Origin of the sequence: Streptomyces sp. NPDC006512, assembly GCF_040611935.1 — a bacterium.
Taxonomy (GTDB): domain Bacteria; phylum Actinomycetota; class Actinomycetes; order Streptomycetales; family Streptomycetaceae; genus Streptomyces.
This window is the reverse complement of record NZ_JBEXPG010000030.1, coordinates 51,526-66,474: the sequence shown is the minus strand read 5'-3', so window position 1 is coordinate 66,474 and position 14,949 is coordinate 51,526. Positions and strand designations below refer to the sequence as shown.

Genomic DNA, 14,949 nt, shown 5'->3' with positions numbered 1-14,949 from the left:
CTTCCTACGGGTTCGGTTCAGGCGGTACGGGGGTCGAAGGCGGTGGTCTCGGGCGCGGCCCAGGCGTGGGCGACGTCCACCAGGAAACCGGCCTCGCCCTCCAGGTCGCCGTCCTGCGCCGACGTCTGGATCGCGGCCGGCAGTTCGAGGGCCGCGGCCAGGTCCGGCCGGCCGGGCAGTCCGGCGAGCTTCGCCTGCCGGGCCTGTTTGAGTACGCAGGCCAGCGCGGCCGCCGTGCGCCGCGGCTCGGGGATCCCGCTCCCGGCGACGTGGCCGCGCGCGAGCTCCGGCACGCCCGGGGCGACGTACTCGCCGAGGATCAGGATGGCGTCGCGGGTCTCGATGACCTTGCGGTAGACGAGCAGGCCGCGCGGCAGCGGCGGCCAGAGCAGTTCCAGCACGCGTCCGGCCCGGGGCCGGGAGAGCACCACGTGCGGCACGGCCTCGACGAGGTCCCGCCACAGCGGCCACAGCCGCCAGGCGGTGGTGATGTCGGCGGCGGTGCGGCGCAGCGTGAACAGGGTCGGCACGAGGATCGCGGCGGCGCGCAGCAGGCCGTGCAGGTTCATGAGCAGCGGCAGGGCGGGCATGGCCCAGGTGCTGCCGAACAGCGCCTTGAGCAGGTACGCGAACCAGAACAGCCCGGCCAGGGCGGTGCCGAGGCCGAACAGCCGGAGCCCGGCGGCCAGTCCGCGGCTCTCCGTACGGAGGCTGTAGCGCCAGCAGACGAAGACGCAGACGGTGTTGGCGATCAGGTGGGCGGAGATCAGGACGAGCCAGTAGGTGAGCGAGGGCACCGGGTCGCCGACGGGCGGCATGGTGTGGCTGCCGTGGCCGGGCGCGGCCGCGTCCAGGCCGACGAGGGCGGCCAGCCACAGCAGGGTGCCGGCCCAGGCGGCCCGCTGGAGGCCGCGGCCGCGGGTGGCGGCGGCCACGAAGTAGAGCACGGCGCCGGCGGACAGGACGCCGATGAGGTTGCGGACGAGGCCGACGGCGTGCGCGTAGTCGGGATCGCGGCTCGTGGCGTGGGCGACTACGGCGGGCAGGTTGAGGGTCATCGCCGCGGCGGCGGTGGCGACCGCGAGCCACAGGCCGCGCTGCTGGGGGGAGCGCAGGGCGCCGGGGGCGCGCAGCAGGACGGCCGCCCACAGGCACAGGACGCTCGGTACGGCGAGCCAGTCGCCGATGCGGGCGAGGTCAGCCGTCATCGCGCGGACCCCGCTCGTAGCCCATGGCGGACTCCAGCCGGGCGAGCGCGCCCCGGGCCGGGGTGGCCGGCCGCGGCCGTGCCGGGCCGGCGGTGCGGGTGCGGATCATGCTGGCGAGCATCTCCGCCTCCCGTTCCTGGCGGGTGGTGTAGTTGGTGCGGCCGAGGACCTCGGGGGCCCGGCCGTCCCTCTCCTCGCCTTCGAGGGAGTGGTGGCCGAAGAGGATGTGCCCGAGTTCGTGGAGCACGATGTGCTCCCGGTGCAGGGGGGTGGTCCGGGCCTCGTAGAAGACGTAGTCGACGCTCGCGGTGCCCACCCACAGGCCGCAGACACCGGATTCGGCGGCCTCGCGCGGCAGGGGGTGCAGCCGGATCGGGCGTCCACGCTGTTCGGCGACGCGTGCGCACAGTCCGTCGAGGGAGAACGGGCGTGGCAGATCCAAATGGCCGAGAATCAACTCGCACCGTTTGCGGAGGCTGGGATCCCCATGGGCCATGTGTTCCCTCTTCGGACCCTTTCTCGGGCAGCGTCGGTAGGCGTGCGGGGGCATCGGCATACGGTCCTGTGCCTTGAGGCGGCCTCGGGAGTGCGCTCCGGAGGAGGGAAGGTGGAACGCCCGTCCGTCGAGACGAACGGACGTTCCACCATGCCTACAGATTCCGTACGGGGGTTGGCAAGGCATGTCCCCAGGTGGGGTGCCTATCCGGCCATGTCCGCCGCCCGGTCAGGACTTTCGCCGCCGACGCTCCGTCAGGACCGCTTGCGGCGGTCCTCGGGGCCGGTGAGCCCGGCCCGGCGCAGGGCGTCGGCCATCGCGCTGTTCGCGGGGGCCGGGGCGCCGCCGCCCGGACGGCCCTGGCCGCCCTGGGCCGCGCCCTGGCCGCCCTGGCCGCCGCCCTGGGCCGCCGCGCCGCGCTGCTGCGGGGGCCGGCCCCCGCCGCCCCGGCGCTCCTCGCGCTGCCTCGGCGCGCCCGCGCCGCGTTCCGCCCCGGCCTCGTCCTCCAGGCGCAGGGTCAGCGAGATCCGCTTGCGCGGGATGTCCACGTCCATGACCTTGACCCGGACGATGTCGCCCGGCTTGACCACGTCCCGCGGGTCCTTGACGAAGGTCTTCGACAGGGCCGAGACGTGGGCGAGGCCGTCTTGGTGGACGCCGATGTCGATGAACGCCCCGAAGGCCGCCACGTTGGTGACGACGCCCTCCAGGATCATCCCCGGGGCCAGGTCGCCGATCTTCTCCACGCCCTCCTTGAAGGTGGCCGTCTTGAAGGCGGGTCGCGGGTCGCGGCCCGGCTTCTCCAGCTCGCGCAGGATGTCGGTGACCGTGGGCAGGCCGAAGGCCTCGGTGACGAACTGCTCGGGCCGCAGGGAGCGCAGGACGGCCGGGTTCCCGATGAGGGCCGCGACCTCGCCGCCCGCCGTCTTGCCCATCGCCCGGACGACCGGGTACGTCTCCGGGTGCACGGCGGAGGCGTCCAGCGGGTCGTCGCCGTCGCGGATGCGCAGGAAGCCGGCGCACTGCTCGTACGCCTTCGGGCCGAGGCGGGCCACGTCCTTGAGGCCCTTGCGGCTACGGAAGGGGCCGTTGGAGTCGCGGTGGGACACGATGTTCTCGGCGAGGGTGCCGCTGATGCCCGACACCCGCGAGAGCAGGGGCGCGGACGCGGTGTTGACGTCCACGCCGACGCCGTTCACGCAGTCCTCGACGACCGCGTCGAGGGAGCGGGAGAGCTTCACCTCGGACAGGTCGTGCTGGTACTGGCCGACGCCGATCGACTTCGGGTCGATCTTGACGAGCTCGGCGAGCGGGTCCTGGAGCCGGCGGGCGATGGAGACGGCGCCGCGCAACGACACGTCCATGCCCGGGAGTTCCTGAGAGGCGAAGGCCGAGGCGGAGTACACGGACGCGCCGGCCTCGGAGACCATCACCTTGGTCAGGCCCAGCTCGGGGTGGCGGGTGATGAGGTCCCCGGCGAGCTTGTCGGTCTCGCGGGAGGCGGTGCCGTTGCCGATGGCGACCAGCTCGACCGCGTGCTCCCGGGCGAGGCGGGCCAGCTTGGCGAGGGACTCGTCCCACCGGTTCGCCGGTACGTGGGGGTGGATGACGTCCGTGGCGACGACCTTGCCGGTCGCGTCGACGACGGCCACCTTGACGCCGGTGCGGAAGCCCGGGTCCAGGCCGAGCGTGGCCCTGGTGCCGGCGGGGGCGGCGAGGAGCAGGTCGCGCAGGTTCGCCGCGAAGACCCGTACGGCCTCGTCCTCGGCGGCGGCGCGCAGCCGGGAGCGCAGGTCGATGCCGAGGTGCACCTGGATCTTCGTGCGCCAGGCCCAGCGGACGGTGTCGGCCAGCCACTTGTCGCCGGGACGGTCGCGGTCCGCGACGCCGAAGCGGCGGGCGATCATCCCCTCGTACGTGGACGGCCCGGGGACCTCGGAGGGCTCCTCCGGCTCCAGGTCGAGGGTCAGGACGTCCTCCTTCTCGCCGCGGAGCATGGCGAGCACGCGGTGCGAGGGGAGGGCGGTGAACGGTTCGGCGAAGTCGAAGTAGTCGGCGAACTTGGCGCCGGCCTCCTCCTTGCCCTCGCGGACCTTCGCGGCGAGCCGGCCGCGGCCCCACATGCGTTCGCGGAGCTCGCCGATCAGGTCGGCGTCCTCGGCGAACTTCTCGGTGAGGATGGCGCGGGCGCCCTCCAGCGCCGCGGCCGGGTCGGCGACGCCCTTGCCCTCGTCGACGAAGGCGGCCGCGGCGGCGGCCGGTTCGACGGAGGGGTCGGCGAGCAGGCCCTCGGCGAGCGGCTCCAGGCCGGCCTCGCGGGCGATCTGGGCCTTGGTGCGGCGCTTGGGCTTGAAGGGGAGGTAGATGTCCTCCAGCCGGGCCTTGGTGTCGGCCGCGTTGATGCGGGCCTCCAGCGCTTCGTCGAGCTTGCCCTGCTCGCGCACGGATTCGAGGATGGCGGCCCGCCGGTCCTCCAGTTCGCGCAGGTACCGCAGCCGCTCCTCCAGGGTGCGCAGCTGGGCGTCGTCGAGCATCTCGGTCGCTTCCTTGCGGTAGCGCGCGATGAAGGGGACGGTGGAACCGCCGTCGAGCAGCTCGACGGCGGCCTTGACCTGCCGCTCCCGTACGCCGAGCTCCTCGGCGATCCTGCCTTCGATGGACATCGTCACTGTGCGGTCCCGCCTGCCTTCGTTTGCGTGGAAGGCTGCCAATTGTGGCAGGTGACCGCGCCGGACGGCGGGAGCCCCTCAGGCCTTGCCGAACAGGTCGCGGGGGAAGGCGCCCGCGGCGACGGCCCGCTTGACGAATCCGCCGCCCAGTTCGGCGAGCCGGGCGAGGCCCTGGGCGCCGAGGTGTTCGTACGGGGCCTCGTCGAGCCGATCGGTCTCGGTCTCCAGGCGTTCGCGGACGGACCTGCCCTCGTCGGTGAGCTCGCCGTCGGGGTCGAGGATGCCGCGGGCGCGCAGCCGGGCGGCGGCGGCGTCGAGGTCGTCCTGGTGCCAGCCGCGGATGCTCTTGACCCACTTCGGGGTCATGCCGCGGCCGGTGGCGGTGTGGCTGACCAGGGCCTCCAGCGGGTCGAGGCCGGTGAGGAGGAGGGCGGCGAGGTGGCCGTCGCCGCGGTGCTCGCGCAGCAGGGTGGTGGCGTGCCACAGGCGCAGGTGCGGCTCCTCGGGCACGGGCAGGTCGGCGTGGGCGGCGTAGAGGGTGCGGGCGTGCCGGGTGCAGCCCTCGGTGGCGCGCACGGCCAGGTCGGCGGCCTCGGCCAGCTCGGGCGAGTCGATGACCTCCGGGCCGAGGAGGCGGCGCAGGGTGGTGTCGGCGGCACGGAGCCGGGCGGCGAGGACCTGCTCGGGGGTGGCGGTGTCCCAGACGGCGGGAAGGTGCGCGGTGACCAGGTCGTGGCGGTAGTTGTAGAAGGTGGCGGTCACCACGCCGGGGCCGACGGCGCCCATGGCGGCGGACCGGGTGGCGAGGTTCACGGCGACGCGGTGGGTGATGCCGAGGGCGGCGAGCTCGGTCGCGAGGTCCGGCGAGAAGTAGATGGTGGAGTGCAGGGGGTTGACGGCGGCGTGCCAGCAGCGGCGGGCGGCGTGCGGAGGAAGCGTCATGCGCCGCAGGTTACCGACTGCTCAGTATGCCGGGTAGACCCAGGTCCGGACCGCCCCGGCGCGGCCCTCCGGCGACTCCCCGGGGGCCGCGGCGCGCCCGCCGTTTCCGGCCTTTCTCGTACGGTGCGCGGAGTTGGGCGCGGCGCGTGCGCGCGGTCGCCGGGCCCCTCCGTACGGCGCTCCCCCGGCCTCCCGACCGGCCCGGGACCGCTCCGGGAGCACTCCGGCGCCGCCGCCCGCCCGGGCCCGCTCACCGACCGGCGCGTCCGCTCAGCGGGGTGTGACGGCCGAATGGCGATCGTGTGACAGCAGGAGCCATGGACATGACGTGGGCGGTCACGGGTGAATACGGTCGACCGACCAGACCTTGAACCGATCTGTCTCCCCTACCACTTGGAGCTCTTCGTGCACCGCAAAGTCATCGCCCCGAGCGTCCTGGCCGCTTCCCTCCTGCTGGTGATCCCGGCGTCGGCGGCCAGTGCCGGTCCGGGCGCGGCGGGTATCGGCGATCCCTACTACCCGGCCAGCGGGAACGGCGGCTACGACGTCTCCCACTACGACCTGCGCCTGCAGTACCAGCCGAAGACGGACCTGCTGGAGGGCACCGCCACCCTCCTGACCACCGCCAAGCAGGACCTGTCCCGTTTCAACCTCGACTTCGGCCTCAAGGTGAGCGAGGTCCGCGTCAACGGGGTCAAGGCGAAGTTCGCCGCGACCGGCACCCAGGAACTGGAGGTGACCCCCGCCCAGCCGCTCCAGAAGGGCAAGCAGTCCTCCGTCGTCGTCAAGTACGCGGGCAAGCCCTCGGAGTTCAAGGTCGACGGCTGGACGGCCTGGCAGCGCACCCCGGACGGCGGCGTGGCGGCGCAGGAGCCGGACTCGGCGATCTGGTGGTTCCCGAGCAACGACCACCCGCTCGACAAGGCCACCTTCGACGTGTCGGTCAACGTCCCGGACGGCACGCAGGCGATCAGCAACGGCGTGCTCCAGTCGCAGACGTCGAAGCTCGGCTGGACCCGCTACAACTGGCGCTCGAACAAGCCGCAGGCCACGTACCTGGCCACGCTCGCGATCGGCAAGTTCGACATCACCACCGACAAGACGGCGAGCGGTCTGCCGATCCTCAACGCCTACAGCAAGGACCTCGGCGACAACGCGGGCGCGGCGCGCGCGAGCGTCGAGCGGACCGGCGAGGTCGCCGAGTGGCTGGAGGGGGTCTTCGGCCCGTACCCCTTCAACGCGCTGGGCGGCTACGTCCCCAACGTGAGCGCGGGCTACGCCCTGGAGACCCAGACGCGGCCGTTCTACGGCCCCCGCCAGTTCCAGAACGGCGCGAACGTCTCCGTCGTCGTCCACGAGCTGGCCCACCAGTGGTACGGCGACAGCGTGTCCGTCGACAACTGGAAGGACATCTGGGTCAACGAGGGCTTCGCCCGCTACAGCCAGTGGCTGTGGTCGGAGAAGGAGGGCGAGGGCACCGCGCAGGAGCTCGCCGACTGGACCTACGCCTCCCGTCCCGCCGAGGACCCGTTCTGGCAGGTCAAGCCGGGCGACCCGGGTGCGGAGAACCAGTTCCACGGTGCGGTGTACGACCGTGGCGCGATCGCGCTCCAGGCGCTGCGGAACGAGATCGGCGACGAGAAGTTCTTCCAGATCCTCAAGGGCTGGCCGGCCGAGCGGGCCTACGGGAACGCCAAGGTCGGCGACTTCGTCCGGTACGCGGAGAAGGTCTCCAACAAGCCCCTGGCGCAGCTGTTCGAGACCTGGCTGTACACCCCGGGCAAGCCGGCCTTCGCCCCGCCGGCCGCCAAGGCCGCGGGGGCCCGTTCCCTCCAGGCCCCGGCCAAGCCGCCCGTGGAGCCGAAGTCCTGGAAGAAGATCGCCGCGACGAACACGGTCCACGACCACGACCACTGATCACGGCGGGGTCACCGGCCCCGGTCCGGCCCGCGCGCCGGCGCCCCTCAGGGGGTGCCGGCGCGCCACCGTGCCCGCGCGGCGCGGGCGATCGGCAGGTAGCGCAGCCGCTCGGGCAGCAGCGGTACGAGGATCCGCACGACCGCGCTGAACCGCCGGAGCCTGCGCTCCTGCGCGGGGGTCCACTCCAGCCCGATGGCCTCCCGCGCCTCGGGCGGCATGTACCCGACGCTGACGAAGGCGCGCAGGTGCAGGAACGCCTTCCGCAGCAGCGGCCAGGTGAGCCGCAGCATCAGGCGGACCGGCGCGGATCCGGCCACGGGCCTGGGCAGGTCCACGTCGGTGGCGACCAGTTCCCGCGCCACCGCGGTCGGCTCGATCTCCTCCGCGAGCATCCGGCGGTAGTAGACCCAGTAGTCCTCGATGCTCTGCGGCATGTCCCGGTCGTGGATGCCGAGGATCCGGCCCACCTGGAGCCACTCCCGGTAGAGCTGCCGTTCCTGGGCGGGGGTGAAGCGGCGCAGCAGGTAGCGCCCCGCGTGGAGGTAGACGGGGAAGCCGGTGGCGTGGACCCAGGAGTAGCAGGCGGGGTCGAGGGAGTGGTAGCGGCGTCCGCGGGTGTCGGTGCCCTGGATCTCCTTGTGCAGGCGGCGCACCCGGCGGCCCTCCTCCGCGGCCCCGGCTCCTCCGTACACCCACAGCTGCACCGAGCGCAGGGAGCGTTCGCCGCGCCCCCAGGGGTCGGTGCGGAAGACCGAGTAGGAGTCGACGCCGGCGCCGATGGCGGGGTGGGCGACCTGCATGGTGAAGGCGGCGGGCAGCATCAGCAGGGCGCGGACGTCCCCGGCGATGGTCCACAGCACGCCGCCGGGGGCGGGGGGCTCGGGGTCGGGGCGGCGCCCGGCCGTCGGGGTGGCGGGGGGTGCGTGGTGCGGCGTCTCCATGAAACAAGTATGCGAGCCCCAGACGGCCGTGTTCCGGACAGAAAGTCGCTGCACGGGTGTTACCCAGAGGTAACTGGTGCTGCTTGTATGACGGGCGTCGATCTTCCCCGCACTTCCCCCGCAGGAATGATGGAGACCTTCATGCTGCTCACCTCGCCCCGCTCGCGCCGCGCCGCCGCCACGGCCGTCGCCGCGGTCGCCGCCGGCGCCCTGGCCGTCACCACCGCGCCCGCCGCCACGGCCGCGGAGGGCGCCGCGGCCCCGCGGCTCAGCGTCCTGTCGTACAACGTCTTCCTGATGAGCAAGAACCTGTACCCGAACTGGGGCCAGGACCACCGGGCCGCGGAGATCCCGAAGGCGTCGTTCTACCAGGGACACGACGTGGTCGTGCTCCAGGAGGCCTTCGACAACGCGGCCTCCGACGCGCTGAAGGCCAACTCGGCCTCGAAGTACCCGTACCAGACCCCGGTCGTGGGCCGCAGCAAGAGCGGCTGGGACGCCACCGGCGGCGCGTACTCCGCCACCACCCCGGAGGACGGCGGCGTCACGGTGCTGAGCAAGTGGCCGATCGTCCGCAAGGAGCAGGTCGTCTACAAGGACGCCTGCGGCGCCGACTGGTGGTCCAACAAGGGCTTCGCGTACGTCGTGCTGAACGTGAACGGCGCGAAGGTGCACGTGGTCGGCACGCACGCCCAGTCCACCGACCCGGGCTGCGGCGCGGGCGAGGCGGCGCAGATGCGCAGCCGGCAGTTCAAGGCGATCGACGCGTTCCTCGACGCCAAGAACATCCCGGCGGCCGAACAGGTCATCGTGGCGGGCGACATGAACGTCGACTCGCGGACCCCGGAGTACGCCTCCATGCTGGCCGACGCCGACCTGGCCGGCACGGACACCCGCACGGGGCACCCGTACTCCTTCGACACCGCGCTGAACTCGATCGCGAGCTACCGCTACCCGACGGACCCGCGCGAGGACCTGGACTACGTCCTCTACCGCAAGGGCAACGCCCGCCCGGCGGGCTGGAACAACGACGTGGTCAAGGAGGAGTCGGCGCCCTGGACGGTCTCCAGCTGGGGCACCTCCTACACGTACACGAACCTCAGCGACCACTACCCGCTGATCGGCCGCTAGGAGCCCGGCCCGGGTCCGGTGCGGGTGCCCGCCGCGGCGGGCACCCGGGCCCTCCGGGTCACCGGGCCTCGTACAGCTCCTCGATCAGGGCGCCGTACTTCTCCCGGACCACCCGGCGGCGCAGTTTCAGCGAGGGCGTGAGCTCGCCGGACTCCGGGCCCCACTCGGCGGCGAGCAGCCGGTGGCGTTTGATCTGCTCGGTGCGGTTGAGCCGGGCGTTGGCGCTCTCGACCGCCCGGGCGACCTCCTCCAGGACCGCCGGGTGCGCGGCGAGCTCGTCGGGGGTGGTGGCGCCGATGCCCCGGGCGGCCGCCCAGGCGGGGGCCAGCTCGGGGTCGAGGACCAGCAGGGCGACGAGGTAGGAGCGGCCGTCGCCGTGGACCAGGGCCTGGCCGATCAGCGGGTGTTCCTTGACGGTGTTCTCCACCAGGGCCGGGGAGACGTTCTTGCCCGTGGAGGTGATGATCAGTTCCTTCTTGCGGTCGGTCAGCCAGAGGAAGCCGTCCTCGTCGATCCGGCCGACGTCCCCCGTGGGGAACCAGCCCTCGGCGTCGGAGGCGTCCTCCAGCGATCCGTCGGGCCGCAGGTAGCCGGCGAAGACGGTCGCGCCGCGCGTGAGGATCTCCCCGTCCTCGGCGACGCGCAGCTCCAGCCCCTCGATGGGGCGGCCCACCGAGCCCAGCCGGAAACCGTCCGGGCTGTTGACGGTGCACACGCCGGAGGTCTCGGTCAGCCCCCAGGCGTCCATGATCGTGATGCCCCAGCCGGCCCAGAACCGCACCACGTCGATCGGCATCGGGGCGGTGGCGCTGGCCGTCCACACGAGGCGGTCCAGCCCCGCCAGTCGCAGCAGCGGTTCCAGGACCTGCTCCCGGGCCTCGGCGTACGAGGCTTCGAGCGCGGCCGGCACCTCCTCGCCGCGTTCCCGGTGGCCGGCGCGGGCGCGGGCCAGGTCCCCCGCGTCCTCGATGGCCCGCTGCTGTTGCGCGGGCAGCTGCGCGAGCACGGCCCGTACCCCGGCGGCGAGCTTCTCCCAGACCCGGGGCACCCCGAAGAACTGCACGGGGTGCAGCTCGCGGACGGCGGCCGCGACGGCCGTGGGGTCGGCGACCAGCCGGACGTGGGCGGCGCGCAGCAGGGGCAGGTAGAGGCCGAGGATCCGCTCGGCGATGTGGGCGAACGGCAGGTAGCAGATGTGCTCGGCGTGCTCGGGCAGGTCGGTGTTGCGGTCGAGGCGGACGGCCTGGAGCAGGATGTTGCGGTGGGTCAGGCGGACGCCCTTGGGGTCGCCTGTGGTCCCGGAGGTGTAGACGACGGTCAGCGGGTCCTCGGGCCGGGTCTCCTGCCAGGCCTTCTCGAAGGCGTCGGGGCGGTGCAGCCGGGCGCCGCTCGCGTGCAGGGATCCGTAGGTGCGGTGCGGGCCCGCTTCGGCGGCCTCGGCGACGACGAGGCGTTCCAGGGGGACGGTGGCGTCGGCCAGCAGCGGCTCCCACCGGGCGAGTTCCCGGGCGCCCTCGACGACGGCCAGTCTGGCCCGGCTGTGGCGGGCGATGTGGGCGATCTGCTCGGGCGCGGAGGTTCCGTAGACGGTGACGGGGACGGCGCCGAGGTGGACCAGGGCGAGGTCGCTGAGCCAGTGCTCGGGGCGGTTGCCCATCATCAGCAGTACGTGTTCGCCGCGCTCGACGCCGAGGGCGGCGTATCCGGAGGCGAGGACGGCCACCTTGCGGCGGACCTCGCTCCAGGTGAGGGTCCGCCAGTCCGTCCCCTCGCGCCAGGAGAGCGCGGCGAGGGATCCGTGGTCGGTGGCGTTGCGGGCGAGCAGGGCGGGGAGGGTGATCTCTCCGGGTTGTCCGGGCAGTCGCAGGTTCGTGGTCATGGGCAGCTCCTGGCCGTTTCACATCGTTGGTGCGACAGCAATACTGTTGAACCCAAGCTGTGGAGCAGAGAGCGAGGCGCAGACGATGGCCGACCAGGCAACCGAGCCGATGCTCACCGTCGACGAGCTGGCGTCGAAGGCCGGAGTCACCGTCCGCACCGTACGGTTCTACAGCACGCGCGGGCTTTTGCCCCCTCCCGTGATCGGACCCCGTCGGGTGGGGCACTACGGCATGGAGCACCTGTCCCGGCTGGCGCTGATCGAGGAGTTGCAGCACCAGGGCATGACGCTGTCGGCGATCCAGCGGTACCTGGACGCGCTGCCGGACGACCTGAGCGCGCACGACCTGGCGATCCACCGGGCGCTGGTGGCGTCCTGGGCGCCGGACGCGGCCGAGGAGGTGTCGCGGGCGGAGCTGGAGCGGCGGGCCGGGCGGGACCTGTCGGACAGCGATCTGGAGCGGCTGGCCGCGATGAACGTACTGGCCGCCTCGGGGGACGGGTTCCGGGTGGATCCGGGGCTGCTGCGGCTGGGAGTGGCGCTGCTCGACGTACCGATCGCGCACGAGACGATCCTGGTGGCGCGGAAGCTGCTGCTGGAGCACGCGCGGACGGCGGCGCACCAGCTGACGGCCCTGTTCCGGGACGAGGTGTGGGGGCCGTTCACGGAGGGCGAGCACGATCCGGAGCGGGTGGAGTCGATGAAGGCGCTGTCCGCGCACATGCAGCCGATGGTGGTGCAGGCTCTGGTGACGGCGTTCCAGCGGTCGCTCAAGGAGGAGTTGAGGGCGGCCTTCGTCTCCGAATCCGAGTGACGGAATCCGGCGCCCGGCGTTAAGTTCGGGATCATGGCAGTCATCCACCGCACCACGCTGACCCCGACCAAGCTCGAACTCCTCGCCGGCTGGCTCCCGTCGCGCCCCTGGTACGGGGGCGGTCGGGACACCGCGTCGCTCGCCCGGGCGGGCGGGTTCCGGCTCGACGACCCCGAGGGCGAGGTGGGCATCGAGTTCCTGGTCGTCACCGACGGCGCCGGGGACGCGGCAGCGGCCCACCTGGTGCCGCTCACCTACCGCGGAGCCCCGCTCCCGGGCGCCGACGCGGGCCTGATCGGCACCTGCGAGCACGGCGTGCTCGGCACGCGCTGGGTCTACGACGGCGCCCACGACCCGGTCCTGGTCGGGCAGTTGCTCGCCCTGCTGGCGGGCGGGGCGGTCGCACAGGCCCAGAGCGAGAGCGACACCCCCGACCCGACCGTGGAGGTCCGCCCGGCGGCGCAGGGCGCGGGGGCGGGCCTGACCGGTCCCGGCCCGGTGGTGGACACCGCCGACGCCACCGTGGTCGCGGTGGGCCCGGAGGACGGGGAGGGGCCGGCGCTGAACCTGACGGTGTCGCGGCGCCTGCGTCCCGGTCCGGCCGCGGGGGACGACGTACGAGGACAGGTGCTGGCCCGCTGGTCCGCCCCGGACGGCAGCGTACGGAGCGGCTCCTTCGCCGTCCTGCGCGAGGTGCCGCGGCTTCCGTGAGGAGGGGGCCGGCCGCCGGGACCGGCCCCGGGCCCGCCGGTGCGCGGGCCCGGGGCCGGTCCGGTCAGTCGGTGTACGTCTCGCCGCGCTCGGCCTTCGCCACCAGGGAGGCGGGCGGGGTGAAGCGCTCGCCGTACTTCTCGGCGAGTTCCCGGGCGCGGGCGACGAAGCCCGGCAGGCCGCCCTCGTAGCCGTTGACGTACTGGATGACGCCACCGGTCCAGGCCGGGAAGCCGATGCCCATGACGGAGCCGATGTTGGCGTCGGCGATCGAGGTGAGGACCCCCTCGTCGAGGCAGCGGACGGTGTCCAGGGCCTCGGAGAAGAGCATCCGCTCCTTCATGTCCTCGAAGGGGACCTCGACGCCGGGCTTGGTGAAGTGCTCGCGCAGGCCGGGCCAGATGCGGGCGCGCTTGCCGCTCTCGTCGTACTCGTAGAAGCCGCCGCCACCGCTGCGGCCGGGGCGGCCGAACTCGTCGACCATCCGGTCGATGACCGTGTCCGCCGGGTGCTGCGTCCAGGCCCGGCCCTCGGCCTCGAAGGCCTTGCGGGTCTCGTTGCGGATCTTGCGCGGGAGGGTGAGCGTGAGCTCGTCCATCAGCGAGAGCACCTTGGCCGGGTAGCCGGCCTGGGCGGCGGCCTGCTCGATCGAGGCGGGCTCGATGCCCTCGCCGACCATCGCGACGCCCTCGTTGATGAACTGGCCGATGACCCGCGAGGTGAAGAAGCCGCGCGAGTCGTTGACGACGATCGGCGTCTTGGAGATCTGGCGCACGAGGTCGAAGGCGCGGGCGATGGCCTCGTCGCCGGTCCGCTCGCCCTTGATGATCTCGACGAGCGGCATCTTGTCGACGGGCGAGAAGAAGTGCAGGCCGATGAAGTCGGCGGGCCGCGCCACGCCTTCGGCGAGTCCGGAGATCGGCAGCGTGGAGGTGTTGGAGCAGAGCAGCGCGTCGGGGGCGACGACGTCCTGGATCTCCTGGAACACCTTGTGCTTGAGGGAGGTGTCCTCGAAGACCGCCTCGATCACGGCGTCGCAGCCGGCCAGGTCGGCGGGGTCCGCGGTGGGGGTGATCCGGGCGAGGAGCTCGGCGCGCTTGGCCTCGGTGGTGCGGCCGCGGGAGAGCGCCTTGTCGAGGAGCTTCTCGGAGTACGCCTTGCCCTTGGCGGCGGCCTCGGCGGTGACGTCCTTGAGGACCACCTCGATGCCCGCGCGGGCGCAGGAGTAGGCGATGCCCGCGCCCATCATGCCCGCGCCGAGGACGGCGACCTTGCGGACCGTGCGCGGCTCGACGCCCTGGGGGCGGCTGCGTCCGGCGTTGACGGCCTGGAGGTCGAAGAAGAAGGCCTGGATCATGTTCTTGGCGGTCTGGCCGGTGACCAGCTCGGTGAAGTACCGGGCCTCGATGGTCAGCGCGGTCTCGAAGTCCACCTGGGAGCCCTCGACGGCGCAGGCCAGGATGTTGCGCGGGGCCGGGTACGGGGCGCCGTTCAGCTGCTTCTTCAGGTTGGCCGGGAAGGCCGGGAGGTTCGCGGCGAACCGCGGGTTGGACGGGGTGCCGCCGGGGATCTTGTAGCCGGGTACGTCCCAGGGCTGCTGCGACTGCGGGTTGGCGTCGATGAAGGCGCGCGCCTTGGCGAGCATCTCCTCGGGGGTGGTGGCCAGTTCGTGGACCAGGCCGTTGTCGAGGGCGCGCTGCGGGTTGTACTGGGTGCCCTGGAGCAGGACCTTGAGCAGCGCGTCGGCGATGCCCATGAGGCGGACGGTACGGGTGACGCCGCCGCCGGCCGGCAGGAGGCCGAGGGTGACCTCGGGAAGGCCGATCTTCGAGCCGGGCGCGTCGAGGGCGACGCGGTGGTGGGAGGCGAGGCAGATCTCGTAACCGCCGCCGAGAGCGGCTCCGTTGATCGCGGCGACGACCGGCTTGCCGAGGGTTTCGATGCGGCGCAGCGAGCGCTTGATCTCGGTGCCGGTGTCGAAGGCCAGCCGTGCGTCCTCGGGGCGGAGCCGGATCATGTCCTTGAGGTCGCCGCCCGCGAAGAAGGTCTTCTTCGCGGAGGTGTAGATGATGCCGCGGATGGAGTCCTTCTCGGCCTCGGCGCGGTCGGCGATCGCCGCGATGGAGTCCTTGAAGGCCTGGTTCATGGTGTTGGCGGACTGGTCGGGGTCGTCGAGGACCAGGGTGACGACGCCGGTCTCGTCCTGTTCCCAGCGGATCGTGGTGGACTCGCTCATGG

The 14,949-nt window shown here is 72.8% G+C and carries 11 protein-coding genes; 4 read left to right on the top strand and 7 right to left on the bottom strand.

Annotation, left to right across the window (positions count from 1 at the left end; genetic code table 11):
- Positions 1-17: 17 nt before the first annotated feature.
- From ABZZ17_RS21985 to ABZZ17_RS21970, 4 genes are all read right to left on the bottom strand, one after another.
- A complete protein-coding gene (locus tag ABZZ17_RS21985) occupies positions 18-1,208 on the bottom strand; it encodes an MAB_1171c family putative transporter (RefSeq protein ID WP_356877982.1) in 1,191 nt (396 codons plus the stop codon).
- Positions 1,198-1,650: a hypothetical protein gene (locus tag ABZZ17_RS21980; RefSeq protein WP_356877981.1), complete on the bottom strand. Its 453-nt coding sequence runs from the start codon at positions 1,648-1,650 to the stop codon at positions 1,198-1,200. The genes ABZZ17_RS21985 and ABZZ17_RS21980 overlap by 11 nt, the downstream gene beginning before the upstream one ends.
- A 308-nt stretch (positions 1,651-1,958) precedes the next feature.
- The gene (locus tag ABZZ17_RS21975; RefSeq protein ID WP_356877980.1) at positions 1,959-4,373 is read right to left on the bottom strand and encodes a Tex family protein; all 2,415 of its coding nucleotides are present in this window, start codon (positions 4,371-4,373) and stop codon (positions 1,959-1,961) included.
- 78 nt (positions 4,374-4,451) lie between these two features.
- A complete protein-coding gene (locus tag ABZZ17_RS21970; protein ID WP_356877979.1) occupies positions 4,452-5,315 on the bottom strand; it encodes a hypothetical protein in 864 nt (287 codons plus the stop codon).
- A gap of 405 nt (positions 5,316-5,720) precedes the next feature.
- On the opposite strand from ABZZ17_RS21970, the gene ABZZ17_RS21965 reads away from it, so the two are divergent.
- Positions 5,721-7,232, top strand: coding sequence for a M1 family metallopeptidase (locus tag ABZZ17_RS21965; protein WP_356877978.1), 1,512 nt, complete (start codon positions 5,721-5,723; stop codon positions 7,230-7,232).
- A gap of 47 nt (positions 7,233-7,279) precedes the next feature.
- On the opposite strand, the gene ABZZ17_RS21960 is transcribed toward ABZZ17_RS21965, so the two are convergent.
- The gene (locus ABZZ17_RS21960) at positions 7,280-8,176 is read right to left on the bottom strand and encodes an oxygenase MpaB family protein (protein ID WP_356877977.1); all 897 of its coding nucleotides are present in this window, start codon (positions 8,174-8,176) and stop codon (positions 7,280-7,282) included.
- 141 nt (positions 8,177-8,317) lie between these two features.
- On the opposite strand from ABZZ17_RS21960, the gene sph reads away from it, so the two are divergent.
- Complete coding sequence (sph, locus tag ABZZ17_RS21955; RefSeq protein ID WP_356877976.1) at positions 8,318-9,307, top strand: sphingomyelin phosphodiesterase; 990 nt, start codon at positions 8,318-8,320, stop codon at positions 9,305-9,307.
- Positions 9,308-9,365: 58 nt separating this feature from the next.
- On the opposite strand, the gene ABZZ17_RS21950 is transcribed toward sph, so the two are convergent.
- Complete coding sequence (locus tag ABZZ17_RS21950) at positions 9,366-11,186, bottom strand: AMP-dependent synthetase/ligase (protein WP_356877975.1); 1,821 nt, start codon at positions 11,184-11,186, stop codon at positions 9,366-9,368.
- Between the two features lie 85 nt (positions 11,187-11,271).
- On the opposite strand from ABZZ17_RS21950, the gene ABZZ17_RS21945 reads away from it, so the two are divergent.
- Together ABZZ17_RS21945 and ABZZ17_RS21940 are read left to right on the top strand one after the other, a co-directional pair.
- Positions 11,272-12,000, top strand: coding sequence for a MerR family transcriptional regulator (locus tag ABZZ17_RS21945; RefSeq protein ID WP_356877974.1), 729 nt, complete (start codon positions 11,272-11,274; stop codon positions 11,998-12,000).
- Positions 12,001-12,033: 33 nt separating this feature from the next.
- On the top strand, positions 12,034-12,711 hold the full coding sequence (locus ABZZ17_RS21940) for a 1,4-alpha-glucan branching protein (RefSeq protein WP_356877973.1): 678 nt from the start codon (positions 12,034-12,036) through the stop codon (positions 12,709-12,711).
- 64 nt (positions 12,712-12,775) lie between these two features.
- Here ABZZ17_RS21940 and ABZZ17_RS21935 read toward each other — a convergent pair whose 3' ends face one another.
- On the bottom strand, positions 12,776-14,947 hold the full coding sequence (locus ABZZ17_RS21935) for a 3-hydroxyacyl-CoA dehydrogenase NAD-binding domain-containing protein (RefSeq protein WP_356877972.1): 2,172 nt from the start codon (positions 14,945-14,947) through the stop codon (positions 12,776-12,778).
- Between the last annotated feature and the right edge of the window lie 2 nt (positions 14,948-14,949).